Source organism: Acetobacterium carbinolicum (assembly GCF_047456275.1).
GTDB classification, from domain to species: domain Bacteria; phylum Bacillota; class Clostridia; order Eubacteriales; family Eubacteriaceae; genus Acetobacterium; species Acetobacterium carbinolicum.
In genome coordinates this window covers 1258680-1284018 of sequence record NZ_CP173357.1, presented here as the reverse complement: position 1 = coordinate 1284018, position 25339 = coordinate 1258680, and the positions used below count along the sequence as shown (strand labels likewise).

The following is a 25339-nucleotide window of genomic DNA, read 5'->3' as shown; positions in this document are numbered from 1 at the left end:
CTTCTTACAAATGACAGAGGATCTAATTAAACCAGGAACGGAGTTCTTAAGAATAAGTTAACAAATACAGACATTGGTTTTCACTCGCAATAACCTTACTGAATGGATGCGACAAAACGAGCAGAATGCCATTACTTATTTATTAGCTAACTAAATGAGCAGGCTCCAAAATAAAAGTCATCTTAAGCATTGTTCATTACACAAGACTCTTTTAGTAAGGTTTCATTTGATTTGGATTTGCAAATAGCTGGTTTAGATAAGGATAAGGATAAACATATCATTTTATTTGTACTAAATCTTGACAGAAGATCAACTTTATAAAGGGGGTGTAGAAATGTGCTTGCTCAATTTTCATATTTCTGAAATAAATGAAGAAGATAAAATAATTACAGATTTATATCAAAAATCGGTTGGAATAGATTGTAACGTATTTTATCTTAAGGATGAACAAACTATGAAATCCATCTTAGAATCTCAAAGCTATAATAGCTACTCATTATGTTCCTCTATAAAATCGGTAGAAAGTTTATCATTTGAGAAGACTTTAAAAATATTTGATTTGGATCGAAAACCTTACATATTCTTTTGCGACTGTTCATATGCTTTTATCGCAGTGGAAGTTTGGTCTGAGAGCAATCATCGAAAAATTTTTATTGCCGGACCTATTCGTACAGAAGACAACTCTTCTGAATGTTCCTTTAATTGTATTAATTCAGATTTTACATCTCTGCCTGTTTTGGATTCAGCTCATATTGAGTTTGCTTCACAGATATTATACAATTTAATTGAATACAAAACTCCTTCACCGAAAATAAATCCGTCATCCAAAAATGCCAATTCCCTTAATGAAAGTTCTGAAATTGCAGTTTCACATATTTCGAATGAATCTACTTTCTATGAAATTTATAATGCAAGTAGTTTAAAAAGTAACAAAAAAAGAATCGTTAAGTCTTTGGGCTACATGGAAGATCACATAAGTAGTATTTTAAAATTAGTTGCATCAAAACAGATGTTTTTAGCAAAACAAACATCCGAAGAACTCATAATGCCGATTACCTTCGAAAATGATCAAATGCAAGCGCGCTCGTATTTTATAGGTATATCGTCATTACTTGGCCATAAAATAGCTGAGTCAAATGACTTTATTTACACCCCTAAAATGTTTTATCTATATAGCATATTTATTGAAAACATGTCGAAAGCAGAAGAAAACTCTAACTTATACTCTATAACTGAACTATTTTTCAAGAATATGTTCAATGAGATGGTTAATGCTTATAGAGATAAAAAAACTGAAACTCCAGCAATAAAAACAGTAAGTTATATCCAGAAGAATTACAAATCGCATCTTGATATTAACACAATAGCCTACGATTTAAATTTTGATCCAAGTTATCTTTGTAGATCCTTTAAAACTGAAATGGGAGTCACAATCCGAAGTTTTATTACTACATTTAGGCTTAAAAAAGCCGCTCAACTTATTCTCACATCAAAAAAAACAATTTCAACTATTTCCAAAGACGTTGGTTACCAAGATGTTAAATTGTTTGTCAAACACTTTAAAAATCAATATGGAATCGCTCCATCTGTTTACCGGCAAGCCTTGAGTGACTGAACTTTAAAAAATAAATGTTGAGTCTTTTATCGTAAGAGCCTACATATTATCGCTGAATCTTTTTTTTACGTAGTAATAAAGTGTGATTATGTGATTAAAAAAGGAATGCTCCGCCAATATTTTCCCAGTCTGTCGCACATTTTGGACCGTTTTATTGATTAAAATAGTCCGAAATAATATGAAAACTTCCAGTATAAGATAATAATCCCTGATTCATAGTGCTTCCATTGAAAATATTCGTCGTCATTTTTCGACCTCGATTCACCCTTAATACTTGGATTTTTTGAAACGTCGAACGATTGGGGATGTTTTTGAACCAGAACCTCACTAAGTATTTGCTATCTTTTTCTCAGCCTGATCCAGTGAAGCGAAACCATATTCCCGTACGGTGTTTTCTACCACAATTTTAGAAAGGTTTTTGTTTTCTTCCAGTAATTGTGTTATAAACTTATTGTAAAGTTTGAGGGTTTTTTCAGAATATGTACTAAGCTCTCCTCTTTCGTAGGTTTCGATGGAAGTAGTAAATGGTCCATCTTCATCTGCATGAATAGGTCTGCCCTGTTCTGAAATATTCGGATACTCTCGGGCAAATTCTTCCTGCCACTTTATGCTGATTTGCGTTATTCTTTCAATTAATTTCTTTTTTTCCTCGGTAATTAATGGAAGCTTATCTTTTAAAGCCTGATATTTTTCAGGCGCCGTGCTTTCCATCATGCGCGCATATTTTTCTGTTAAGAGATTTCTTCCATTATTTATTGTCGTAACTAAATCACTGTGATAGCTTTCTTGCATTTCTTCATTCCATGCTAAAAATTGGCTTCTCCTCATAATTTGGAATGTTTTCCAGTCATTCTGGCATGAGGTACGACCGCCTTCATTATTTACTTTTTGAAATTCATCCCATTCCAAAGCAATAATATTTTCAATCAAATTGTTCATAACAACTTTTCCTTTCCCTAGCCTGCCATCACATGCATAGCTCTTATTTTATCATTTTTTATCCTTGACATAATGGATATTGTGTGGTTTTGCAAAAAAGAGTCAGTATGATCTGTCAGTTTCTGTTTTAGAAGCTCCTTTACGATTAAGTCGCATATAGACTCAATCAGCTCTACAACTTTATCATTCATATTCAGCATATGCCCCCACATAACATCATCCTCTTTATGCCAGGCTTCCTTTTGGATTGGCAAAAAAATCAGATTTTCTATCATTTTTCTTGTATGAGCGAGAATATCAAAGGTTTCCATTCCCCGAAAAGCCCATTTGTAAAATGGCTGGTATTTTTTGTTTAACAGGTATACCATGGATAGAGTATTTCTGATAAATTCATCCAGTGACAGTCTGGCAGCAACTATTTCTGTCCGTCTCATGCAGCGGCTGTAATTATATTGTCCTGATTGAGCTATGGTAGCAGCCCTCGCAGCTATCTTTTTAATTCTCACATCTTCTGGATAATAGTTTAAAAACAATGAGCGAACTTTAGAAAATTCGCCCAGGTTGTCTCTAAATACCTTGCCATTAGTTACTTCGGCCAGAAAATGTTCAGGAATAAAAAGCCATTCCTCCAATGTTAAAGAAGCATCCGCCTTTCCTGTGTATTTTCTATAAAAATCACTAATCCTGAAAACCCCCACTCTGCCATCACCATGAGCTGAAATAATTCGTTTATAGCCCATAAAGGTTTCGGGCAATCCTTTATAGGCATAGTTTAGCTCAGCACCTATCTTTTCAAAGTCCTCATCTGTTAGCCATACACAAAAGGAAGGACCAAAGTCATGATCTGTTGAAATAGTGTCATCAAAACCATAGCATTCGGATCCTGGACCAACAAGACCGACTGCAATGTGCTCTTCATATTCTGCAAATTTCTCCTTTATCATAGGAAGGCCATATTCAATATAATATTTATGAGATAATTCAAGACCCTTCATATACTCACTCTCTTTATTCCTTCAGCTTATTATAAATTGCTTCGGCGATAGACTCGTACTTATCCTTTTGTTCACTGTTATTCATTTTATCGTATACCATTGATATATTGTGACAGATTGAAGCGTAATAGCTGTTTTGACCGATAGTATTTTCTATTTCAATCAAAGCTCTGGTGAAATAATCCAGGGCTTTTTCATAGTTTTTTAGCATATATTGCGCCTCACCCATGGAAGAGAGTGTAGCCGGATAATGAAAATCCCTTGGCTCTTCAGCTTTTTCAAAAATATTCAAAGATTTTTCTATGTGTTTTATGGCATCAGTTACTTTATTCATTTTAAGGAGCGACAGAGCCAGGTTGGAGCGACTTATAGCTTCCTTTATTTCAGTGTCTTTATTTTCAATAACTAATAACAAAGCCTCTTCTATAAGACTGCAAGCTTTTTCATAATCTTTTTTATCATAATAAGCAAGGCTCATATTGTTGTAGAGGCTGGCAAGTCTCACATCATATTCGGATACAGTATTTTTGTATATTTTCAAAACATCATTGTAATATTTCAATGATTCATCAATTCTTCCCGCCTCCCGGTAAGCAGTTGCTACATTTAAAAAGGTTGTAGCATAGGCTTCGGTTTCTTCAAGCTTCATTTCCTTCATAAGTGAAATTAAATAATCACCTAAAGCAAGAGAATCCTTGTGGCGGCTTGCTGTTCTGTAAAAACCTATCAGCTCATTTCCAAGAGTTATTATGGAGTTACTGTCATTATCTTTTTCTGCTCCCTTTATTTTACAAAGCAAGAAGCTCTCGACCTCGTTATAATGTCTTTTTTTAAATAATACATCCAATTCATCAAGAGTTTTTCTGATATCCATATGCCCTCCTGTTAACTTAAAAGTAATATAATTTAATATTCATACGTGGATCAGTGGTCCAGTTTGTCAATAGTTTTACTGTGATTCCTTTTTTTCCGATGTTCCAGCGATTGCTGGAATACCTTTATCATTCATTCTTTTCACAAAACCTATAATTAACTTCTCAAATTCCTCTCTATCAACTTCTGTGTTCATCATTAGTTCAGGAAGTCCTAGTGTTTTTGCTTTTTCCTCACCAAGTGGCCGATATCTGAGCATTTGAATTAATTTAGGCTTGTTGTTTAAATTGTTTAGAATAAAATCGCTTGCGTTGTCAATATGCTCAGTATTATCATTAAACCCAGGGATAATGGGCATTCGAATGATCAAAGGCATTTCCATATCAACGAGCTTCTTGATATTGCTTAAAATCAATTCGTTGCCAACACCTGTAAATTTTTTATGGATACCACTGTCCATTTGTTTTATATCTGTTATAAAAAGATCAATGTAGGGAGCGACTTCATCAAGGATTTTTGGGTTCACATGCAATGCTGATTCTAAGCAGGTATTTATGCCTTCCGCTTTGCAAAGCTTTAATAAATCTTTGCAAAACCGCCATTGTAGAAGTGGTTCTCCTCCAGACAGCGTAACTCCGCCTCCGGACCTGTCATAGAAAGCCCTATCTCTACGAACAACTTCCATCGCGTCTTCTACTGTCATTTTCTTTCCCCAAAGAGTCAAATTGCCCGACGTACATTCCTGTTCGCACAGTAAACAGTTATCACAGACATCGCGGTTAATTCTAATGATTTTTCCATCGACAACCTCGAGTGCTTTTCGATCCTGTTTTGCACATACTTTTAAACAATAACCGCATTTCTCTACGCCAATGCACTTTTTTGCAAACACCCCAACTTGAGGAAAACGCTCGTAGCATTCAGGATTACTGCACCATTCGCACCTCAATGGACATCCTTTAAGAAACAATTCAGTTCTTATTCCGGGCCCGTCATGTATCGTGAACCTCTGAATATTTGCCATATAGGCGTGATTTTCGCTTGATTCTACAGGAGAATCGATATTGTCAATTATTATATTATAATTCATTTTTCACCTCGAAATTTTAATAAGGATGCCGCCCTGATCGTGTTGGTTGAAACATATCGGTCACGATTCGGGGGCCTATCCCAAGGCGATTCTGTCCGATCAGATCTATCGGAACCGGAAGAATCGGGGCTTTTGCAAACAGCGCTGCATCCGCTCTAGCGGCTCATGCCTAGGCAGGTCAAAAATGCGAACCCTGGCGGTTTGCTAACCGCCAGGGTTCGCGCCGAGGCTTTGTCATTTTTCCCCAGCGTTATTGTAAAATTAAAGTCAGCGTTGACACCCTACCGTGATATTGTATGAATCCGGAATCGGAATGTACACACCGTGATCAATCAAAAGATTGCTCAGTTCTGTTAATAAGCTCATTCTGGAAGTTACTGCTCAGCGAGTTGAAATAGGCGCTGAAACCAGATACGCGAACAAGCAGATCCCGATACTCCTCGGGCTTCTCCTGGGCCTCAATCAGAGTCTCCCTATTGGTAACCATGAACTGGATGTGCATCGCACCCTGTGCGAGATACGCATCCAGGAAATCCATAAAGTTATTAAGACCTCTTTCACCCGATATGGTATCGACACCGAACTTCATGTTGACCAGTGTACCGCTCCCAGCCTTCGCGTGGTCAAGTTTGCCGATGGATCTGGCCAACGCGGTTGGGCCGTTTGTGTCGCGGTTCGCGACAGCCGTGCGGGCGGAGTCGATATTGGCAGAGATCGCTTCGTGATGCTTACGACCGTCGGGAGTTGCGCCAACAGCCATGCCGAAGATCAGGTTAATGACCTGAGAGAAAGAGCCGGCCTTGATCTTGTAGATGCCGCGTGAGGGGGGATAAGACTGCAGCAGATTGCAATAGGTATCAAACACATACTGCATCATCTCATCGGCGTAATCTTCATCATTGCCGTAATGAGGAATCTTATCGCTGTTGACCAGCTGATAGAGGCGCTCGTAGCCCTCCCAGTTCTTGGTCAGCGCATCATAGAACTCCCCTGCGGTAAATTTCTTATCGTCATACACCAGCTTCTTCAAAGCAGTGAGAGAATCGGCAGTGGTGGCTGGACCCAGGGACTGGAGGCCGACGAAATTGTACTTTGCGCCGCCATTCAACCAGCTCTTTCCGCTCTCGGTGCAACCCTGGATCACCGTAGAAGTGAAGGGAGCGTCGTCACGCTCGGCATGGGCTGCCTGCAGCACGTTGACCGTCAGAATGGCACGATCCGTCCAATATTTCAGCTGCGCCTCGTAGGCGGCCAGAACCTCGTCAAAGGTCTTGAAGTCCTTCAGGAAGCCGGTCTCCAGGCCGAGGGACTTGCCGACGCCGCGGCAGTGGGTGTTGTTGATCGGGCAGTACTCGCCTGCGCAGTCCAGGCATCTGCCGTTGTTCAGTGCCAGCTCCAGCACCTTGGGGAGCGTCACATAGCAGCAGTCCTGCCAACCGCCGGTCGCGCCGGGGACCTCCAGTTCCACGCAGCCGATGTTGACGTAGTTGCGGGCATCCTCTAGGGACACGCCGTTTCTCATCAGTGCATCCATAGCGACCTTATCATTGAATATCTTCGGATGTCCGATGCCCACACGTACGACATCAGCGACCTTGACCTTCAGCTCGTAAGGTGTTCCCTCGTGATAACGAACGGTAATATAGGGATTGCTCAGTCTCACATGCACCATGGCGTCCAGGAACATAAAGGTCAGGTCGTTGGTGGCGTCTTTGCCATCAGCGTCAACGCCGCCGAGGACGAGTGCGCTGCCGCCCCAGCCTCTGGAGCCGCCGCGCCACATATCGTCGCCGGCATCCGGCGCGATCTGACCGTGGGACTCTTGCTTCAGATAGAAGCACTCGATCAACTGCATCGCAAAATCCTTGGTAATGGTGCCCTTTTCCAGATCGGCCTTATAGAAGGGATACAGGAACTGATCCATACGGCCCAGAGAGATGGCGTGACCGTTGCTCTCCATGAACATAAGATTGATCAGCGCGAAGCTAAGCTGGGTGGCCTCCCAGAAGGTCCGGGGAGCACCCTCAGCGAGGTGCTCACAGATCTCGCTTAGGCTCTGCAGCTCATCCTTGGTCTGCTTGCTGGAATACTCGTTGATCTGCTCCTTGGCAAACGCCGCATATCTTCTGAAGTAATCGGACCATGCATCCAGTACGATCAGCTGAGCCTCATAGAGCTGAAGAGACTTGGCTTCCTCAGCGTTGGCGGGCAGACCGAGCTTGTCTTTGTACTCGCGGACATACGCCTTCAGGCCTCCCAGACCCTTTTTCAGAACGCTTTCAAAATCCGGAGTCACATGGCCAATGCCGTACTCGACGTTCACGTTGGGGTTGATCACCAGCATGCCGCCTGTTGCTGCGCAGCCCTTTGCGGCGTCTTTCGGCAGTCTGGCTCTGAACGTATTGGCAATGTCCTTGTTCTTCCAATAGTCCTCGGTGGCCAGGATCTCTTCCTTCATTTTCTCATCATAGAGGATGGGATCCCATGCACGCTCATAAAGCGGCCGCTTCCTCAGTTCATCGTAGTACCACGTAACGTACTCCGGATACAGAGGATAGGAAAAGACCGGGGAACCGTCATCCGTCAGCAGCAGCTCGCCCTCAATATAGGACAACTGGCACTCCGCCATGTACTTTTTCAATGCAAGCGCCTTCTTGAGTACGATAGGCAGGCTTTCATTATTCTTGTAGACCTCAGTAAATACCAGAATTCGCTTGGAGTCAAGGGTCAGCGGAACTTCTCTATAGGTCTTCCGCAGCGTTTCGATCCGCTCATAAGGAGAAAACCCGCTATTGTCATAGTGCTTCGAGGGTCCAACGCCGAAACATTTGTCATACGGTTCAGTCCCGCAACTTGTTGTATGCACTCTCGTTGTGCTTGTACTCATAAAATAAACCTCCCTAAACAATCATAAATTTTTACATATTTTCTTTAACTGTGCTTTTTGATATACAATTGATTTTTTTGACTAATTGGTATGTACTCACTATCCACGGGTTAAGCGATTTTCATATCCGTAGTTTTGAGTAGTTCACTCAGCCTGTATGGCTACTGATTGATGCCGGTGTCACCTAGTTGGATCACTCAAGCTTTGATAACACACCTCCCTTCTAAATAAAGTTGGAACTTCTTTATACAATTAATCTCACACGCCAACATCAATGCAATATATTCGTGTTTCTAGTTTAAACTAGGTCATTAACCACCTCTTAACGGTGTTAGAAAAATAATCTCATCACCTTCTTTTAAAATGAGTTTTTTCTTAGCTAACTTTCCATTAACAATGACTACCAAGTCTTTTATTTCCTCATCATTAAGATTTAGTGATTCCAAGAATTCTCCTAAAGTTATATTGTCTTTGGTTTCAACTATTTCGTCGTACGCAATACCCTCATGAATTAATGGCCCCGGGAATTTTATCATTACTTTCATTATGTCTCCCCTTCATCCATCTACAATTTGATAAGTTCCTCCATTTCAATAGCTGAAATAGGGCAAGATTCATAACAAAATCCACACGAAATGCAATCCTTTTTATTTTTCAAATACGGATAAAGTGTCCCATCCTTCTTTAGTTGTATCTTTAAATCAATACAACTTACAGGGCATGCGATCTCACATTGTCTACACCCACAACATTCATTCAAATCAAACTTAGGTTTTTCACGCAAAGCTTTATCCTTAAAAGTACAAACAGTTCCAATTTCATCAATAACCGCGTTAAACCGACATGTTCTTCCGCATGCTCCGCATTCTATGCATGTAGCTGCGTCAATAATATGTTGATTTTTCGCTTTTCCAGAAATCGCATTGACTGGACAAACTTTCAAGCAGGCTGTACATCCTCTACAATCGCTGTTAGTTGTATATGGCATTTTTATCCCTCCATTTTAGATAAAGCTATTCTATTTTCAAGTCCTAGAGCCTCAATCAATGCTTTCGTAGGAATGCCACTTTCTTTATTCCATCCAATTTCATCCCAATATATTTCCATCATTTTGTCCAAATCAAATGTCTTGCCTTTGTTTGGACCTTTTGTTTGAGGTGGAACTCCTATTGCTCTAGGACCAATCTTTAAAGTTTTGGGATCGATCCCATGGTTGACGTTAAAAAGCTGTTTTAATGTCTGGATTCGTTGACCAATTTCCATATATTCTTCGGGTGTTTTGTTCCAACCTGTTGAAGCATTTATGTATTGGAATATTGGATATCGATTGATACCCATCATTGGTGCAAACATACAAATCCCACACGAGTTTATAATTTGTGTTATTAAGCTACAGCCGACAATCTGCATAACATTATTTTTGCTAGCTTGATATTTTTCTTCTGCAGGATAAGAAGATGGCAATTGAGGGTAACCTTTTACCACACTTCCAATGTTATACAATTCATAATTTAAGTAACTTCCAATTGTATGTCTTCCCGGAGTTGGTTCAACACTATATGACAATCCTAAACCAGGATCCCATTTGGGGTCGTGCATCGCCGGTTCTTGTCCACCAGCATGAACCGCAAACTTCTCCGAACCTTTACCAATTTTTTGAACCGCCACCTTTGTTCCATCTGCTAAGATGTCCCCAATACCCTCTCTTTTAACAATCATTTCTACCAATTTGATAATTGCTTCTGTGTTCCCCCATGATAATTCCAATCCTCCAGTATCTGCTTTTGTTATGATACCGTTCTCATAACACTCCAAAGCAAACGCAACCGTTCCAGCAGTAGAAATGCTGTCAATTGCAGATCTGTTTAAATATTCATTCAAATGAAATATTGCATCCAAATCCCCATTTAGGAGTAAAGAAGAAAACCCTATAACGGTTTCATATTCAGGTTTATGTGTTTCTCTAAATTGACTGTTATTTACTTCACAAATATGCCCACAGCCAATCGCACAGGCATAACAATGATAGTCACTCTTAGCCTGTTTTAAAATTTTATTCGGATTAATATTTCCAGAATATTTAAAATCCAGCTTTGTTCCATCCCAATTCTTTACTGGTGCATCCCCAGATTCTATACTCAATTCATTTGATATGATAGTTCCATACCGTTTATTTACTGAAACAGTTGCATAACCGTCCATTGTTTTTAATACTTTTGCCTTAGCTTGTTTTCTGCCCATCAATTTGAATGCTGCTCCAGGAATCTGAGGCATCGAATTTTTTTGGATATTTTTTTTATAACACTCTAAGCTAAGTTCATTAACTGCTTCTCTGTCGAAACATGGTATTTTTCCTGCGCCTGCAAAAACAACGGCCTTAAGTTTTTTAGATCCCATAACAGCGCCTAAACCAGAACGTCCAGCCATGCGGCCTTTATCATTCATTATTCCTGATATAAGAGATAGATTTTCACCTGCCTGACCGATACATGCGACTCTAGGCACTTTTTTGATTGAAGCCTCTTTCATCAGATATTCTTCAGTTTCAACAGCATCTTTCCCCCATACTTGTGCAGCATCTCTTAGTTCATATCTTCCATGTTCAACATACAAGTAGACTGGTTCTGGTGAAATTCCTTGAAATAAAACTCCATCATAACCACATTGCTTAATTGCTGCAGCCATAGAACCACCACAATTAGCTTCTCCCCATGTTCCTGTCAATGGTGATTTTGCAGCCGCTAAAAATCTCCCTGCCATCAACGCGCCAGTTCCTGTTAACAAACCTGGAACAAACGCAAGAATGTTATCAGGTCCAAGTGGATCTGCGTTTTGTGGAATTCTATCATATAGAAGGCTCACTGCAAGGCCGATTCCGCCTAAATAATTCTCATAAATACTGTCACTGATTATTTCTTCTTCAATAACACCATTCGTTAAATTTACGTTTAATATTTTTCCACAATAGCCTTTCATGGTTAATCTCCTTTCAATTTAATTGGCAAATTAATAAAACAATATAATGATAATGTTTTATGATCTTAAGTTTAAAGCAATATCCCTGAACATATAAGGTGTTCAGGTTGACATTAATTATAAAAATTGACCATTTAGGAAGTAACATTCAACGAAATCGATGATAATATCCAAACCTGCTTATCGGAATGTATCTAATGATTTCTAGCTCTTTTCAAGATTCCGGATGATAATCACAAATAAGACTGAATATTTGCATAAAATTGTGAATTTTGTTCAAATTAATTTACTAATTACTAAAATGTATTTCCAAATTAAGGCAGATAAAAATTTTTACAACCTTTTTTATTGGGTATTTGACATTTTACTCTCAAAATTGACTTCTTTGCTGTCCAACACATAGTAATTATTGTTTTTTTTATTATATTGTATATACTATGCTTTGGAAGAACAGCATTTTTGATTTAGCTTATATTGAATTTACTTCACAAGTTCTGTGCAATTAAGTAAAATTCAAGACTACTTTACCCTATTAAATTCGACTCTCAAAGTATAAAATCCCTTTACGGCTCGTTCAATACTGCCACTAATTTTGTAGAGTGCTTTCCTCTGATCCGAGTCACGCTAAAGGCCAGCCAGGAAACAGCCTGAAGACTTGGTGATCATAGATATAAGTGGTTCGTCTAAATTTAAGGGATGCCATAAGCGTTAAAACTGGAGTGATATCATAAAAGTGCAGTCTCAAATTGCAAGGAAATGAGGTAAAATAAAAATAAAAAGAACTGACTAATAATGAAAAAAGTATATAGTGCCGAAGAACGCTATGAAGCGTTAAAATTGGCAAATGAGATCGGCAACAAATCCGCAGCAGAGCGATTAGGTATAAAAATCGATACTTTATACACTTGGATCAGCAAAGCCAAAAGCGGAAAGGTTGGTTTTTGTGATGATCCAGGGAATATCCCAATAGCAGATGCTAATCGTTTAAAGCAGCTCGAAAAAGAGCTGCGGGAAGCCAGAGAAGAAATTGAAATTCTTCAGGATGCGCTCGGTTTTTTTGTCAAGCGCCGAAAGAAATAGCAAAAAAAGCAGCGTATGTCATATATTACCGATCGCCGAGACCGTTGGCCGGTTGCCCTGCTCTGTTATACGCTTGGTGTCAGCGAATCGGGTTACTACAAATTTCTGCGGTCAAAAAGTAAACCAGATAAGCATGCAAATCTTTTGGCGCAAATCTATGAATTAATTCAGGAAGATGAAGAAAATGCCAATTACGGTGTTCGACGTATTTATGATTATCTTCGATTGAAACGAAACTATCATGGGAGCTTAAGAACAATCTACCGCATCTGCAAAGAAAATAATCTGATGATCCGCATGAAGCGTAAACCGAATGGGATTACGAAAGCGGATGCCGAAGCGCAGAAGTCTGAAAATATCATCAAACAGGATTTCACGGCAAAAGCGCCGAATCAAAAATGGCTGACCGATATCACGGAAATCCCCTGTAGAGAAGGAAAACTTTATCTGGTTCCCATTTTAGATTGTTATGACGGCAGTATCCGTGGCTTCAAAATGGATGACAACATGCGGGCAGACCTTTGCATTGAAGCATTTCAAAATGCCAAAAGAATGATTCTTCATTCAGATCGTGGCACACAATTTACCAGCAAACCATTTCGAAATACACTTAAAAAAGCAAATGCAATTCAAAGCATGAGCGGTACTGGTCGCTGCTATGATAATGCCCGGATGGAAAGTTTTTTCGCAACGCTGAAAAAAGAAACACTCTATAAAATTGATACCAAAAGTATGTCCATGGTTGAAGTCAAAACGATTGTTTACCGCTATATCCATTATTACAATCGGCGACGAATTTACAGTACAAATAATGGGTATCCACCCCTGGTTTATCGGGGCCTTTTTCGACAATCATCAACTCGTTGCATAGCATTTAAAATTATGATTATTGTTTTGGACGATAATGGCTGGCCATCCTATCGGGACTTAGATAATTCCTTGTGAGTTTTGACTGAACTTTTATTGACAATTCCAAAAAACGAAAAAGGCAGGTTTATCAAAATATAGCTAGACCAGACAGTCAGTAAAAACCTCAGCGAAAGAAAGTTGCGACAATTGAGTATCCATAAATTCGCCTCCTGTTACGGTTTTATTTTTGTTTTTTCACTAATACTATACCAAATTACAGGAGAGAAAATTCATATAGATATGCGTAAAAACCTACTAGTAACAGCGGGTTTTGGCATTTCACAAATGCCGAAGAAACTAATTCTTAAAGGAGACAAGTGAAAAATGGAAGAACGAGACTTTAAAATGGGAGTGCGCTTAACCTCCAAACTGATCCTGATGACCCTACTGATTGCCTTTATAATCGCGGCTGTCTTGGGAGTTTACTCAGTGATTAGCGGATCGAACGCCCTTGAAGCACAGCACGATACTCAATCTAGCATGTTTGTTCAAGAAAGTGCGTCTTATGTCGGGGAAATTATCAATGGTAATTTAACAACCCTTCAGCTGATTGCTGAACGCAATGGTGTGACGAGCATGGACTTTTCTGCCCAAATTGCTTCACTTACATCTGAAGTAGCAAAACTTGGCTACGAAGATATGGCTGTAGCTGATCTTGCTGGGCATGGGAAGTATATTATTAGCGGTACCGAATTTAATCTGGGCGATGAGTTCTGGTACCAACAAGCTTATGGCGGAAATGCAAGCATCTCCGATGTTTCAATCAGTCTGGCAACTGGCCGGCCAGCGGTATTTGAAGTGGCTCCAATTATCAATAATGGTACTGTCGCTGGTATTCTAATCGGCCGCCGTAGCCCCACTTTTCTGAATGATGTTATCCTTAAGCTGGGAGATGGTAAAAAACAGTATGCCATGGTTATCAGTGAATCAGGGATGATCATGGCTCACCCTGACAACGAACTAGTTATAAATCAGAACAATGTTTTTTCTCGAATTGAAGAAGATGGCCCTCAGGGAATGGGTGTCCAGATTCAGATGTCGGATCCAACATCTGCTATAAGGTTTAAATATATTTATAATGATGATCCACAAATTGCCAATATTGCGCCAATTCCTAATACAAACTGGAGAATGATCATCTCAGCCCCGCAATCAACTGTTCTGGCTCCAGTTTACAATCTACGAAATGGCATTATCCTGATTGCGTTAATCACCTGTGCAATCGGTGCCATTATCGCCTTTATTGTTTCCCGAAAAATAGCTAAACCGGTTATTGCTGCCAATAACATGATTTCAGAAATTAAGCGCGGTCATTTGAGCCATCGGATACCCGTTTCTACTCGGGACGAAGTCGGCGAAATGACGCATTCGCTGAATCAGATGGCGGATAAGTTCCAGAACGGGGTTGTTGGTGTGCTGCAGAAAATCTCCCATGGCGATGTTTCTATGAACATTGAAGTCGCTGACCCTCAGGATGAGATTATGCCAGTGCTGAAAACAACTGTTGAAACCATCCGTTCATTGATTAAGGAGGCAACTGACCTTTCCGATGCCGCAAAAGCGGGGAACTGGGAAAATCGCGGTAATGCAGATGCGTTTAAAGGTGGCTTTAAAAATATTGTTCTGGGGGTTAACGATACTTTGGATGTCGTTGTCGATCAAATGATCTGGTATGAATCCATTTTAGATGCCGTTCCATTGCCAATTCAAGTCACTGACACCGACCTTAAATGGACCTTTATGAACAAGGCTTTTGAAGACAATATGATCAAAAACAATATTCTAACTGACCGCAAAGCTAGCTATGGTATGGATATTTTTAGAAGCGACGTTGGAACTGAAGACTACGGCATCCCTCGTCTTGTCAACACCGGACAAACCGAAAGCTACTTTGAATGGAACGGCATCCACATTAAATTGAACGCCGCTAATCTCAAAGATAGAAACGGAAACAATGTCGGTTTTGTGGAAATTGTTACCGATCTGACCAAAATGATCAACATCTCTAAATATACCCACGCAGAAGTTACCAGACTGGCTTCAAACTTAAACCTGTTGGCTCAGGGTAATCTTGATTTTGACCTTGATCTGTCTGCTTCCGATGAAAACACCTCTGAAGTCAGTGCCCAGTTTGCTGAAATCATTAATAGCCTGAGTTCCGTAAAAACTTCAGTAGCGCTCTTAATCAGTGATTCCACTATGATGGCTCAGGCCGGTATTGAAGGAAATCTAGATACCCGGGCAGATGTTAACAACCACCAGGGAGATTTCGCCCAGATCGTATCAGGACTTAATGGCATAATGGATGCCGTGGCAGCCCCCATCCAGGAAGCTTCTGCTACCCTTAATGAGCTGGCGCGAGGGAACCTAAATACCGGAATGACCGGTCATTACAATGGCGATTACGTTCAGATTAAAAACGATATGAACCATACCGTCAACTTCCTGAAACGCTATGTCGATGAAATTACCAATACTTTATCGGAAATTGGTCATGGTAATCTCAATATTGAAATCACTGATGAATATCTGGGAGATTTCCAGGCTATTAAAGATTCATTAAACCGAATTGCCAACGAATTAAGCACAACCCTGTCCGCTATTGGAGATGCCTCTAGCCAAGTGGAAGCCGGCGCCAACCAGATATCTGACGGCGGTCAGGCTCTTTCACAAGGTGCGACCGAACAGGCAGCAGCAATTGAACAGCTTAATGCTTCGATGGACGAAGTAGCTAGCGATACCGGCCGCAACGCTTCCAATGCCAACCAGGCCAATATTTTGTCAAATGATGTCAAAGTCAGTGCTAAAGCAGGCAATTCCCAGATGAATGAAATGGTTACAGCTATGGCCGATATTAATGAATCATCGCACAATATTTCAAAAATCATTAAAGTTATTGATGATATCGCCTTCCAGACCAACATTCTGGCCCTTAACGCCGCAGTTGAAGCCGCACGCGCCGGTCAGCACGGCAAAGGTTTCGCCGTGGTCGCCGAAGAGGTCAGAACCCTAGCGGCTAGAAGCGCCGAAGCAGCCCGGGAAACCACCGAACTCATCGAGGGTTCAATTTCTCGGGTTGACGCCGGTACCACCATCGCCACCCAGACCGCCCAAAGTCTGATGGAAATTCTCAATAGAATTGAGGCTATGAACAAACTAGTCGAAGAAATCGCCAATGCCTCCAATGCACAGGCCGCCAAGATCAACGAAATCAATCAGGGTATTGATCAGGTCTCCAAGGTTGTACAAACCAACTCGGCAACAGCCCAGGAAAGCGCAGCTGCCAGCGAAGAACTGTCTGGTCAGGCCGAACTCTTAAAGCGCAGAGTCTCAGCTTTCACATTAAAAAATAGCAGCATGACGACTTCCTATACTACTGTTGCAACACAAAAAGCTGCGGCTCCAGTAGCCGATTATGGACAGGAAGCCACTATCATTCTTGATAAATTCGACATAGAGAAATACTAAATAGCGGTTCTGCCTAGTGATATTTAGCTTGTCAAGTAGACAGGTTAAATATCAAAAAGTCCAATCAAGAATACTATAATTTTGTTCCATTCTTGATAACTTAATGATATTTTCGTCATTTAGTCGATCTAATTCCAATAGTTCTTGAACCATATCAAACATTTCTTGTGTTATAACTTTTTCCAACTACGGCATAATTCTTCATAATTTGAACCACACCCATTTCAGGAATTTCATATTCCTGAAATGGTTTATTATCTCTCATTCCAACACCATCTTCTTGAAATTTTTTATTAATCTCTGTTCTGGAGTGACCCATAATCAAAACAAACGCATGATATTTAATTTTCCGGCCTCCAGCATCCAGCACGACAAACTCACCCAATCCACCTGGGTCTGTTTGCCGGGTGGCGTTTCAAAACGCCTGGTCGCTCGGGTTTGACTGGGTTCCCGATATTTTTTCATAAATACTTGGAGGATGGTCATTTTTCCGATATATCCCATTATTACAATTTCATCAAATATTACAGTCGCATTCAGGCAGCCTTCATTCATTCGTGAATGGATATAATCTTTATAATCGTCCAACTTGCTTTTTACCAATGGTCTCGGTTTGTAAGTCGGGATATCCTGTGACTTTCCCCACTTACTTACTGTTTTTCTGTCCAGATCACAGATTTCTGCAATCTGTGATCTGGACAGTCCTTTGCTTTTCAGATCCTTGATCATAAAAAAACCCCCTCTCTTTCAATCATTTATCATACCCCCTTTTAAAAAGGAGCGTACGCTTATTTGAGGAATTTTCAACCGTTTTATATGAACCATTTTAGGGTTCATCCGCAAAGTAGGTTAAAATTAAATATTGTATGATACTATTAATTGAGGTGATACAAATGAAATATAGCTTAATTGAAGATATGTTTCCACAATATTTAGCATTTAAATCATTTGAAATATTGACAGATCAAATCGCAATCAACTTTGAAAGCCAGCAAAAACATATGAAATGTCCACGATGTGGAATGGAATCCCATCAGATCACTACTTATTTTAATCGGAGACTGCAGGATCTACCAATTATTGATAAAGCTTTATTTTTAAACGTGCGATTAAAAAAATTCAGGTGTGAAAACCGTGACTGTGAACAAAAGATATTTAATGAAACAATTGACGAGCTGGCTTTTTCAGGGGAACGAAGAACAAAACGGTTAAATAACATGCTCGTCAAATTTGCGCTTTTACATACTGCTGAAGGGGCTTCGCGTTTTCTGAAACAGAACCATATTCAAATTTCCGGTGATACTCTGTTGCGTATGACCATGAATTGGGAGCCGGAAATAGACTACACAAAAATCGAAGGTATCGGGATTGATGACTTTGCGCTAAAAAAAAGCATTACTACGGAACAATTATTATTGACTTAGGAACAAATAAGGTGATCGAAATACTAAATAGTCGAGATACTCAAAAAGTAAATGAAGCCCTGCGGAAATATACGAATCTAAAAATAATTTCAAGAGATCGGGGTGTTCAATATCAGGCAATTAATGGAAACTATATACATGTTGCGGATCGCTTCCATCTGCTGACAAATTTGTCAGACTGGCTGATTTGTGAAATAAAAAGGCAACTTCCATCACAGTACAGTTTAAGAAATTATGAAAGTGCACAAAATGGTTCACTAAAAATAAATGATCCGGGCATAGACGTGATGAGTGATGCAACCAAACGAAAACTTGCAATGATTGAGAAGGCCAGGTTGCTTTCCGATCAGGGGTATTCACAACGTTATATTGCCACAATCCTTTGTATAGACCGCAAAACAATTCGAAAGTATCTTCAAACAAATGATATTATTAAGACAGCATCCTATGTGCGAAATGGAACAACGAGTTATCTGGACGAATACATAGAGTTAATTACTGAACTCTGTCAGCAAAGAAAAACCATAAAAGTCATACTTCAAAGATTAAGTGAATCCGGTATTAATACCAGATACTCCACGCTGCAAAATTTTATTAAAAACAAGATTGGGCCAAATATGAAACATGAAAATGCGCATTCTAAAATCACACAATATCAAATAATTCAGTATGTTTTTTCGTGGTCAAAAAATAAAAATGTTGCAAAACATTTTGATGAGATTGTCGAAGCATACCCGTTTCTTGAAAGTTATAAAAATTTTTATGACCATTTCAAAAAAACACTTACCTCACTTGATCGAAATAGTATGAAAAGTATTTTAAATGAACGATACGAAGATAAAATAGTCAATGATTTTACAAAGAGCCTGAAGCAGGATTCAGAGGCTGTTTTAAACGCTGCAACTTATAGAATCAGTAATGGTGTGACTGAAGGACAGGTAAATAAACTTAAACTGATAAAACGTGATATGTATGGTCGGGCATCTATCGGATTACTTGCGCGAAAAGTAATATTTCAATCCCAGCTGACACATGAAACAAACCTACTTTGCGGATGAACCATTTTATCACTGTTTCTTACATTGGATTATATTTTTAGAAAGGTATGGTGATAGTGTGAGAATAACAACATCATTTAACTCTGAAACAACAGCTAATGAAATAGTAGAAGGAATAAATCTAAAAGGTAAAAGAATTGTAATTACTGGAGGTTCATCAGGAATTGGTTTAGAAACTGCGCGATCAATAGCAAAGCAAGGTGCTGAAATTACATTAGCGGTTCGAAATGTAGAAAGCGGAAAACAAGCGGCTGAAGATATTATGAAAAGTACTGGAAACAATGAAATTCATGTTGCAAAATTAGATTTATGTAAAAAAGATGATATCATAAACTTTGTATCAAACTGGAAGGGACCGCTGGATATCCTCATAAATAATGCAGGTGTTATGAATCTTCCTGAATTGAAGCTGACAGACGAAGGCTTTGAAGAACAATTTGCTGCAAATTATCTAGGTCACTTTGCACTTGCAGTAGGATTACATGATGCACTTGCTCAGTCAGGTGATGCAAGGATTGTTGCTGTAAGTTCAGTTGTTCATCTGAATTCTCCCGTTATATTTGACGATATTAATTTTAAAATTCGCCCATATGATCCAGTATTAGCGTACGGACAAACAAAATCCGCAGTAGTACTCTTTACAGTTGGAGTATCTAAATATTGGGCAAAAGATAATATAACAGCAAATGCACTTATGCCTGGGGCTATTTCAACAAATCTTCAAAGGCATATGGATAAAGAAACTTTAAAGAATTGGGGGGCATTAGATGATCTAGGTAATCGTTTGGCTCAGCCTAAAGGATGGAAAACTACACAACAGGGTGCAGCAACATCTGTTTTATTAGCGGTATCACCATTACTTAATGGGATAAGTGGTCGTTATTTCGAAGATTGTAACGAAGCAGAAATTGTGACTAGCAGCAATTATATGAAGGGTGTTGCTCAATATGCTCTTGATCCAGATAATGCTGAGAGACTTTGGAATACGTTCTACCCTATTGTAAAAAGGTGGTTTCAAATTTAAATCCGATTTTTACCAATAGATTCTGAAAATAATATAAATTTCTAAAGGGCAACAGTTATACTTTTATGAAAAGCAGTGGTCCAAATATAATGAACTGTTTCCAGTCAAGTAGACAATTGAAATAAAAGTATTATTAAATTTCTTTTCGATAATATTGGCAATATCGTATCTTCAAAAAAATTGCCGACAGCCTGACTTCTTATGGACGAAAAACGACTTCAGTAACCGTTGAAAACTATCTGTCGAGTAGGCAATGGGGATTTCACCCCAAGCCTCTCACAGAACCGTACGTCAGACTGTCTAACAAATAGCTAAAAATAATATTTTCAGGTCAAATAAGGTTCTTCCGCAAAAAGCCGTCTATTAAGCTGTTTATTAAACCTGAAGTGTTATAATAAAAGCATCAAATAGATAGAAAGGGTGGTAAAAATGGATTCACCAAATACCCTGTTTTTGGATCATTACTTCCCATCCGATGCTTTAAAGATTGTCAAACACATTTCAAAAATCCCCCATAATAATGAGGATTTTATCACTGTTTCTTACAAAAGATCATGGAAGTAATTGAAACTGACAAAATCATTATCCATATGAAATCTCTTTCCAAAACCTGTGTCTGTCCCAGGTGTCACCAGACACTTAAGCATTATCACGGTACCTATACAAGAAAAATTCAGGATCTTCCCATACTGGGAAAAAATGTTCAGCTCCGGATTAAAGCCCATGAGTACATTTGTGACAATGAAGCGTGCCCGGTTAGAACCGTTGCTGAAACATTTGATGACTTTCTTAACACAAACCGAAGAATGACGCAGCGCTGTGAAGATTTCATCTGTATGCTGGCATATGAGGCTCAGCCGGTTCCAGTTTGTAGTGAAACAATCGGTGTCGATGATTTTGCCTTCAAAAAAAAAGTCGATATGGAACTGTGATTGTTGACGAAGCCTCACACACAAACCGGTTGCGGTTCTTAATGGTCGTGACAGTAACACGCTCAAAGCCTGGCTGCGGCAGAATAAACAGATCAAGCGCATCACTCGAGACCGGGCCGGGGCCTATGCTTCCGCGATTGGGGAAATCCTTCCTGATGCCATGCAGATTGCAGACCGGTTTCATCTTCATCAGAATCTACTGGAGGCCCTTCAGAATGCACTCAAATCAGTTGTTCCGGCTGATATAAAAATACCAGTTGATCAGGAACAGTCTGATAAGCGACAACCGGAAGAAAAAACGGCAGAAGGTTTTAAAAAAAATGATCCACTGGTAAAACCAGACAGCTATAAATGGATATCCTTTTCTAATGATATCTTGAAGCAACGGCAAAAATGCAGCGTAGTTATTCTAAAAAGGCATTTCCCTGGGATAATGCCTGCAACGAATCCTTTCATGCCATCATTAAACGCGAATTGGCTCAATCGTTTTAAAATCCTTGATTATAACCATACTTACCGACTGATCTTTGAATATCTGGAAACGTTTTATAATACAACCCGTATCCATAGTCATTGCGACTATATGTCGCCGGATAACTTTGAAAAACTTTTTACTAAAACGCAAAATGAAAATTTACGAATAGCAGGTTAAAATGTGGGTGTCAAATTCTCGTTTCAATTTGTACTAAACTTGACATAGGACCAACTCTCTTAAAGATTTGAAATAGCATATTAAAACTCATTAATCTTACTTGAAAAATAGATTGAGTTCTTTTCTATGCTTCTTTTTTTATAATGCTTTGCCTTAATAATCTTACAATTATACATTTTCTGAATCACATCTAACTCCTTATTATTCCAAGCACCGTTGTTTTCCAATGCCAATTTTATCAATGCGATGGAAATTAATTTTTCTGAATTTTTTGAGCATTGATAAATCAACGTTGACAATGATTTGCTTTCTTGTTCAAACTCAATTATTTCGACATAATTGAGTTTCCGAGTAATGAAATTTGCAGTCAAGTACTTCCTATTAGTCTTTCCATCATCTAAGGTTGTAAATAACTTATTTTTCGTCAAATCATTTGAAAGATCACTGATATTGACTTGTAACTCATTAATGAATCCATTTGTTTGTAATATACTTAGTGTTCTATCAAGCTTATTCAAATCATCATCAACTAAATCAATTTCATCTTCAAAACTTTTTTCCAGAAGAATCGCCTTGGCCACTGCTTGACCTCCTGTATCAGTTGCAGTTACTTCTTCAACTTTCTCAAAAGAATGATCAGCATTAACGTTTCTATGCGCAACTATATTCCCTCCAAGCAAATCTTCTCTTTCTACTTTCTCTCTGATTAACTTAAGGATATCTTCATAATCTTGGTAGATGAGTTCCGATACATTTAATTCATCAGCAACTCTTGTTGAACCATTAGCTTCATTTGTTAATAACAAAGTGTCTGACATATCATAAGTGTTTATTGCAATTTTATCGGTTTGATTGTTATTATCTTTTTTGAAACTCGGATGAAAAACATGTACAACTTCTTCATTAATTTTTTTCGTGTTAATAGATCGTATTTCACGTACAATAATTTTTCCCTTTACTACTGTTGCAATAACATTTATAGAAATTGGCTTGTTATACTTCCACTTAAAAAACAGCCTTGAATCTTTGAAATAATTCATAGAGCACTGCGCAAACATATCCATAATTTCTTGATTTTCAAACAGCCAAAGAAGATCTTTTAATATTGAGGTTCTAATATATTTATTATCAAACGTGGAAAATAAATTCAAGTTCAAATTTTTTTCTATGCGTTCAAATTGATAATATGCTGCGAGTGTATTTGGTTCCAGAAGTCGATATAACAAAAAAATATTTGGCGCTAATAAGCCCCGTATCAACTCAATGATGGGTATAATAATTTTTTGTTTTGATTTTTTTTGTTTTGTCTTGAAAATAATACTTTTACCTTTAGTAGCTGTCCCTTGAATCACCACATCTTTTTCATAATATAAAGTCTCACATGGTTCTATTTCAATTTTCAACATTGGAACTTCATCACTTTCACTAAAAGATTCGTTAATTATGCCATTTTTATATGATCTTTGTAATCTTAAAAGAGGAAGCAGACCCCAATTTAATACAATTTTCGCAGTTTTGTTTTTACCATTAAAAAACACATCCATAACAAATTGTCTTTCAGAATCCCTATATGGATCTCCAATCCAAATTAATTTTGCATACTCATCCTTATCAAATGGCCATACTTTATTTGGAAGAATAAGTGGTTTCACTTTTTTCATCGATTTCTCTTTCTTTCATTTTGAGATAATTTTCCAATTCAAGTTTGATTCCTAAGAAATGTTCCGTCCGAATACCTGCTTTCCGTTGAATTTCCCACATTCTTATTCTTTTATCTTCAGAATAGGCTTCATCAATCACACGAACTGCTCGACGAATTTGAAATTCTTTTTTGCTTTCGATCATCTGATCTAATAATAATTTAGTTTTAGGTAAGTTTTCTAAATTATTATCAAGTGAAGACTTTATACCAATTATTGTTCCAATTAAAGAACGCGTAACTCTTTTTGGCTTATCAAATTCTAAAATCTTTGTCACTACATCCAAGATTTTGTTTTTATACTCTTCATCTCGCTTTTCCCAATCGACTCTCTTATAATTTTTGGCAACTACTACTTTTTTTACTTTTGGAACTATACTTTTTTCTGATTTCAGCTCTTTCTTTATACTTTCTTTGGTGTTTATCATATTTTCATCATCGAATAAATGCTTCTTGACTGTTTGACGATCAACCTCTAATTGTTTTGCCGTCTCAGTAAATGATTTATTTTGCAAATACATAGTTCTTGCTGTCCGTGCCCAGATCGGACCAAATATCTTAATCCGTCCAATAGTATATTCATCTTGGATATTTTTGTCAGGACCTTTCCTTGAATAAACGAATCCACATAGTGGACATTTAAATGTGCCAACCGGTTTTCCCGATCTATAATCACGTGTGACTTGGATAAGTTTAATTACACGTTTTCCATAATGATTAGAGGCTCTGTTTAAACAGCGCCAATCACCTTTTCCAAAAGGTTCATAATCAACATTCAAATCAAAAAAAGAGTTGATACTCTGGCCCAAAAAATCCAAAAATAATAAATGTCTGATGGGATGAGTACTTCTCCGCCCTTTTCTTGTCAATACTCGCAACCAATTAAATTCCATATCAGGATCAATATCAGATTCAAATGTTTGCAATATATTATTAGAATACGACTTAATAAATTGCTCATATAAGTCATTTTGCCGTACTTGTCCACTGAGTGTTAATAGCTCTTTTTCGTTTAAAAGATCTCTATATCTATTTTTTACATTGTTTAAATCTAGTAGATCAAACGGTTGATAAAGCATTTCATAGGTCATTTTGGCTAATTTGATATTTATTTCAGTTTGCCGTGGGTTTGTACATAATGAAAGCTGTCTAAAATCCATTCTTTCTGGATCAAAACGAATAAAATCAAGTCTTCTTGTTTTTTGGTTCAAACTCAATGGGTACTCACGCAATGCAATAGGATGATGAGCACACCAAGTTATTCCTTCTAATTGATGTTCTCGATGTATGTATGGTTCACCATATTTTTTTATATCATTTTCTGCACATATTGGGCAATATAGAATGCTTTTTTTTCGGCATATTCCACCTGCTGCTATACCAATTTTTGTAAACCAATCTGAACCAGCACCGCTTAATATAGCATTTGTTGTACTTATCTGTATTGATTTTTCCAAAAAATTAGAATAGTATGGATAAATAGTGTGTTCTTGGATCAGCTTCTTTGCAGAGCATCCTTCATATATCTGAGAAGCTGTATAATTTAGATTAGAGCCAATTCCAAGATGTGGGATTGTGTTTCTAGTACCAAATAGTTCTTCTAGTGTATCGCGACTGTCAACATTACCCACATAGTAATGATATCGGGCAATTGCAGAATACAACAATTCATCTTTATAAACAAACGGAAAAAAAGTAAGCATATAATCACCAACTCA

General features: G+C 38.4%; 22 protein-coding genes. 10 read left to right on the top strand and 12 right to left on the bottom strand.

Going from position 1 to position 25339, the window contains the following annotated elements; genetic code table 11:
• The first annotated feature begins 334 nt into the window (after positions 1 to 334).
• Positions 335 to 1615, top strand: a complete 1281-nt coding sequence (locus ACIZ62_RS05970; RefSeq protein ID WP_414151457.1) for a helix-turn-helix domain-containing protein — start codon at positions 335 to 337, stop codon at positions 1613 to 1615.
• Between the two features lie 327 nt (positions 1616 to 1942).
• Here ACIZ62_RS05970 and ACIZ62_RS05965 read toward each other — a convergent pair whose 3' ends face one another.
• The 8 genes from ACIZ62_RS05965 to ACIZ62_RS05930 form a co-directional block, all read right to left on the bottom strand.
• On the bottom strand, positions 1943 to 2554 hold the full coding sequence (locus tag ACIZ62_RS05965; protein WP_414151456.1) for a DUF4125 family protein: 612 nt from the start codon (positions 2552 to 2554) through the stop codon (positions 1943 to 1945).
• Between the two features lie 17 nt (positions 2555 to 2571).
• Entirely contained in the window at positions 2572 to 3549 is a 978-nt protein-coding gene (locus tag ACIZ62_RS05960; RefSeq protein ID WP_414151455.1) for a DUF4037 domain-containing protein, read from the bottom strand.
• Positions 3550 to 3562: 13 nt separating this feature from the next.
• Entirely contained in the window at positions 3563 to 4423 is an 861-nt protein-coding gene (locus ACIZ62_RS05955; protein WP_414151454.1) for a tetratricopeptide repeat protein, read from the bottom strand.
• A 75-nt stretch (positions 4424 to 4498) separates the two neighbouring features.
• Complete coding sequence (locus ACIZ62_RS05950; protein WP_414151453.1) at positions 4499 to 5512, bottom strand: glycyl-radical enzyme activating protein; 1014 nt, start codon at positions 5510 to 5512, stop codon at positions 4499 to 4501.
• 328 nt (positions 5513 to 5840) lie between these two features.
• Complete coding sequence (locus ACIZ62_RS05945) at positions 5841 to 8399, bottom strand: pyruvate formate lyase family protein (RefSeq protein WP_414151452.1); 2559 nt, start codon at positions 8397 to 8399, stop codon at positions 5841 to 5843.
• 311 nt (positions 8400 to 8710) lie between these two features.
• Entirely contained in the window at positions 8711 to 8944 is a 234-nt protein-coding gene (locus ACIZ62_RS05940) for a MoaD/ThiS family protein (RefSeq protein ID WP_414151451.1), read from the bottom strand.
• 20 nt (positions 8945 to 8964) lie between these two features.
• A complete protein-coding gene (locus tag ACIZ62_RS05935) occupies positions 8965 to 9387 on the bottom strand; it encodes a 4Fe-4S binding protein (RefSeq protein WP_414151450.1) in 423 nt (140 codons plus the stop codon).
• 2 nt (positions 9388 to 9389) lie between these two features.
• Positions 9390 to 11375: an aldehyde ferredoxin oxidoreductase family protein gene (locus tag ACIZ62_RS05930; RefSeq protein ID WP_414151449.1), complete on the bottom strand. Its 1986-nt coding sequence runs from the start codon at positions 11373 to 11375 to the stop codon at positions 9390 to 9392.
• A gap of 792 nt (positions 11376 to 12167) precedes the next feature.
• Between ACIZ62_RS05930 and ACIZ62_RS05925 the strand changes: the two genes are divergently transcribed.
• The 3 genes from ACIZ62_RS05925 to ACIZ62_RS05915 all read left to right on the top strand — a co-directional run bounded on the left by ACIZ62_RS05925 (position 12168) and on the right by ACIZ62_RS05915 (position 16832).
• The gene (locus ACIZ62_RS05925) at positions 12168 to 12455 is read left to right on the top strand and encodes a transposase (RefSeq protein ID WP_414151448.1); all 288 of its coding nucleotides are present in this window, start codon (positions 12168 to 12170) and stop codon (positions 12453 to 12455) included.
• 15 nt (positions 12456 to 12470) lie between these two features.
• The gene (locus ACIZ62_RS05920; RefSeq protein ID WP_414151447.1) at positions 12471 to 13400 is read left to right on the top strand and encodes an IS3 family transposase; all 930 of its coding nucleotides are present in this window, start codon (positions 12471 to 12473) and stop codon (positions 13398 to 13400) included.
• Positions 13401 to 13688: 288 nt separating this feature from the next.
• Positions 13689 to 16832 (top strand): methyl-accepting chemotaxis protein, encoded by a 3144-nt coding sequence (locus tag ACIZ62_RS05915; RefSeq protein ID WP_414151446.1) that lies wholly within the window; start codon positions 13689 to 13691, stop codon positions 16830 to 16832.
• A gap of 154 nt (positions 16833 to 16986) precedes the next feature.
• Here ACIZ62_RS05915 and ACIZ62_RS05910 read toward each other — a convergent pair whose 3' ends face one another.
• Both ACIZ62_RS05910 and ACIZ62_RS05905 read right to left on the bottom strand, forming a co-directional pair.
• On the bottom strand, positions 16987 to 17202 hold the full coding sequence (locus tag ACIZ62_RS05910) for a hypothetical protein (RefSeq protein ID WP_414151445.1): 216 nt from the start codon (positions 17200 to 17202) through the stop codon (positions 16987 to 16989).
• Positions 17154 to 17561: a hypothetical protein gene (locus tag ACIZ62_RS05905; protein WP_414151444.1), complete on the bottom strand. Its 408-nt coding sequence runs from the start codon at positions 17559 to 17561 to the stop codon at positions 17154 to 17156. The genes ACIZ62_RS05910 and ACIZ62_RS05905 overlap by 49 nt, the downstream gene beginning before the upstream one ends.
• Positions 17562 to 17725: 164 nt before the next feature.
• Here ACIZ62_RS05905 and ACIZ62_RS05900 point away from each other — a divergent pair, with 164 nt between their 5' ends.
• The 6 genes from ACIZ62_RS05900 (at position 17726) to ACIZ62_RS05875 (ending at position 21922) form a co-directional block, all read left to right on the top strand.
• Positions 17726 to 18256 (top strand): transposase family protein, encoded by a 531-nt coding sequence (locus ACIZ62_RS05900; protein WP_414151443.1) that lies wholly within the window; start codon positions 17726 to 17728, stop codon positions 18254 to 18256.
• A gap of 11 nt (positions 18257 to 18267) precedes the next feature.
• The gene (locus tag ACIZ62_RS05895; protein ID WP_414151442.1) at positions 18268 to 19314 is read left to right on the top strand and encodes a transposase; all 1047 of its coding nucleotides are present in this window, start codon (positions 18268 to 18270) and stop codon (positions 19312 to 19314) included.
• Positions 19289 to 20338 carry an SDR family NAD(P)-dependent oxidoreductase gene (locus ACIZ62_RS05890; protein ID WP_414151441.1) on the top strand — a complete coding sequence of 350 codons (1050 nt, stop codon included), beginning with the start codon at positions 19289 to 19291 and terminating at the stop codon, positions 20336 to 20338. The genes ACIZ62_RS05895 and ACIZ62_RS05890 overlap by 26 nt, the downstream gene beginning before the upstream one ends.
• A gap of 429 nt (positions 20339 to 20767) precedes the next feature.
• On the top strand, positions 20768 to 20902 hold the full coding sequence (locus tag ACIZ62_RS05885) for a hypothetical protein (RefSeq protein ID WP_414151440.1): 135 nt from the start codon (positions 20768 to 20770) through the stop codon (positions 20900 to 20902).
• A complete protein-coding gene (locus tag ACIZ62_RS05880; protein ID WP_414151439.1) occupies positions 20893 to 21270 on the top strand; it encodes a transposase family protein in 378 nt (125 codons plus the stop codon). The genes ACIZ62_RS05885 and ACIZ62_RS05880 overlap by 10 nt, the downstream gene beginning before the upstream one ends.
• Before the next feature lie 73 nt (positions 21271 to 21343).
• Positions 21344 to 21922: a transposase gene (locus tag ACIZ62_RS05875; RefSeq protein WP_414151842.1), complete on the top strand. Its 579-nt coding sequence runs from the start codon at positions 21344 to 21346 to the stop codon at positions 21920 to 21922.
• Between the two features lie 80 nt (positions 21923 to 22002).
• On the opposite strand, the gene ACIZ62_RS05870 is transcribed toward ACIZ62_RS05875, so the two are convergent.
• Together ACIZ62_RS05870 and ACIZ62_RS05865 are read right to left on the bottom strand one after the other, a co-directional pair.
• Complete coding sequence (locus ACIZ62_RS05870) at positions 22003 to 23583, bottom strand: hypothetical protein (RefSeq protein WP_414151438.1); 1581 nt, start codon at positions 23581 to 23583, stop codon at positions 22003 to 22005.
• Positions 23549 to 25324 carry a TnsD family Tn7-like transposition protein gene (locus tag ACIZ62_RS05865; protein WP_414151437.1) on the bottom strand — a complete coding sequence of 592 codons (1776 nt, stop codon included), beginning with the start codon at positions 25322 to 25324 and terminating at the stop codon, positions 23549 to 23551. The genes ACIZ62_RS05870 and ACIZ62_RS05865 overlap by 35 nt, the downstream gene beginning before the upstream one ends.
• Positions 25325 to 25339: the final 15 nt, after the last annotated feature.

Bases quoted from the DNA above. Each gene is read 5' to 3' on its own strand.
- ACIZ62_RS05955 (WP_414151454.1), bottom strand. From the start codon at position 4,423: ATGGATATCAGAAAAACTCTTGATGAATTGGATGTATTATTTAAAAAA.
- ACIZ62_RS05885 (WP_414151440.1), top strand. From the start codon at position 20,768: ATGGATTCACCAAATACCCTGTTTTTGGATCATTACTTCCCATCCGAT.
- ACIZ62_RS05890 (WP_414151441.1), top strand. From the start codon at position 19,289: ATGAAACAAACCTACTTTGCGGATGAACCATTTTATCACTGTTTCTTA.
- ACIZ62_RS05905 (WP_414151444.1), bottom strand. From the start codon at position 17,561: ATGATCAAGGATCTGAAAAGCAAAGGACTGTCCAGATCACAGATTGCA.
- ACIZ62_RS05920 (WP_414151447.1), top strand. From the start codon at position 12,471: ATGTCATATATTACCGATCGCCGAGACCGTTGGCCGGTTGCCCTGCTC.
- ACIZ62_RS05945 (WP_414151452.1), bottom strand. From the start codon at position 8,399: ATGAGTACAAGCACAACGAGAGTGCATACAACAAGTTGCGGGACTGAA.
- ACIZ62_RS05970 (WP_414151457.1), top strand. From the start codon at position 335: ATGTGCTTGCTCAATTTTCATATTTCTGAAATAAATGAAGAAGATAAA.
- ACIZ62_RS05960 (WP_414151455.1), bottom strand. From the start codon at position 3,549: ATGAAGGGTCTTGAATTATCTCATAAATATTATATTGAATATGGCCTT.
- ACIZ62_RS05925 (WP_414151448.1), top strand. From the start codon at position 12,168: ATGAAAAAAGTATATAGTGCCGAAGAACGCTATGAAGCGTTAAAATTG.
- ACIZ62_RS05935 (WP_414151450.1), bottom strand. From the start codon at position 9,387: ATGCCATATACAACTAACAGCGATTGTAGAGGATGTACAGCCTGCTTG.
- ACIZ62_RS05930 (WP_414151449.1), bottom strand. From the start codon at position 11,375: ATGAAAGGCTATTGTGGAAAAATATTAAACGTAAATTTAACGAATGGT.
- ACIZ62_RS05870 (WP_414151438.1), bottom strand. From the start codon at position 23,583: ATGAAAAAAGTGAAACCACTTATTCTTCCAAATAAAGTATGGCCATTT.
- ACIZ62_RS05900 (WP_414151443.1), top strand. From the start codon at position 17,726: ATGAAATATAGCTTAATTGAAGATATGTTTCCACAATATTTAGCATTT.
- ACIZ62_RS05965 (WP_414151456.1), bottom strand. From the start codon at position 2,554: ATGAACAATTTGATTGAAAATATTATTGCTTTGGAATGGGATGAATTT.
- ACIZ62_RS05880 (WP_414151439.1), top strand. From the start codon at position 20,893: ATGGAAGTAATTGAAACTGACAAAATCATTATCCATATGAAATCTCTT.
- ACIZ62_RS05865 (WP_414151437.1), bottom strand. From the start codon at position 25,324: ATGCTTACTTTTTTTCCGTTTGTTTATAAAGATGAATTGTTGTATTCT.
- ACIZ62_RS05940 (WP_414151451.1), bottom strand. From the start codon at position 8,944: ATGAAAGTAATGATAAAATTCCCGGGGCCATTAATTCATGAGGGTATT.
- ACIZ62_RS05915 (WP_414151446.1), top strand. From the start codon at position 13,689: ATGGAAGAACGAGACTTTAAAATGGGAGTGCGCTTAACCTCCAAACTG.
- ACIZ62_RS05950 (WP_414151453.1), bottom strand. From the start codon at position 5,512: ATGAATTATAATATAATAATTGACAATATCGATTCTCCTGTAGAATCA.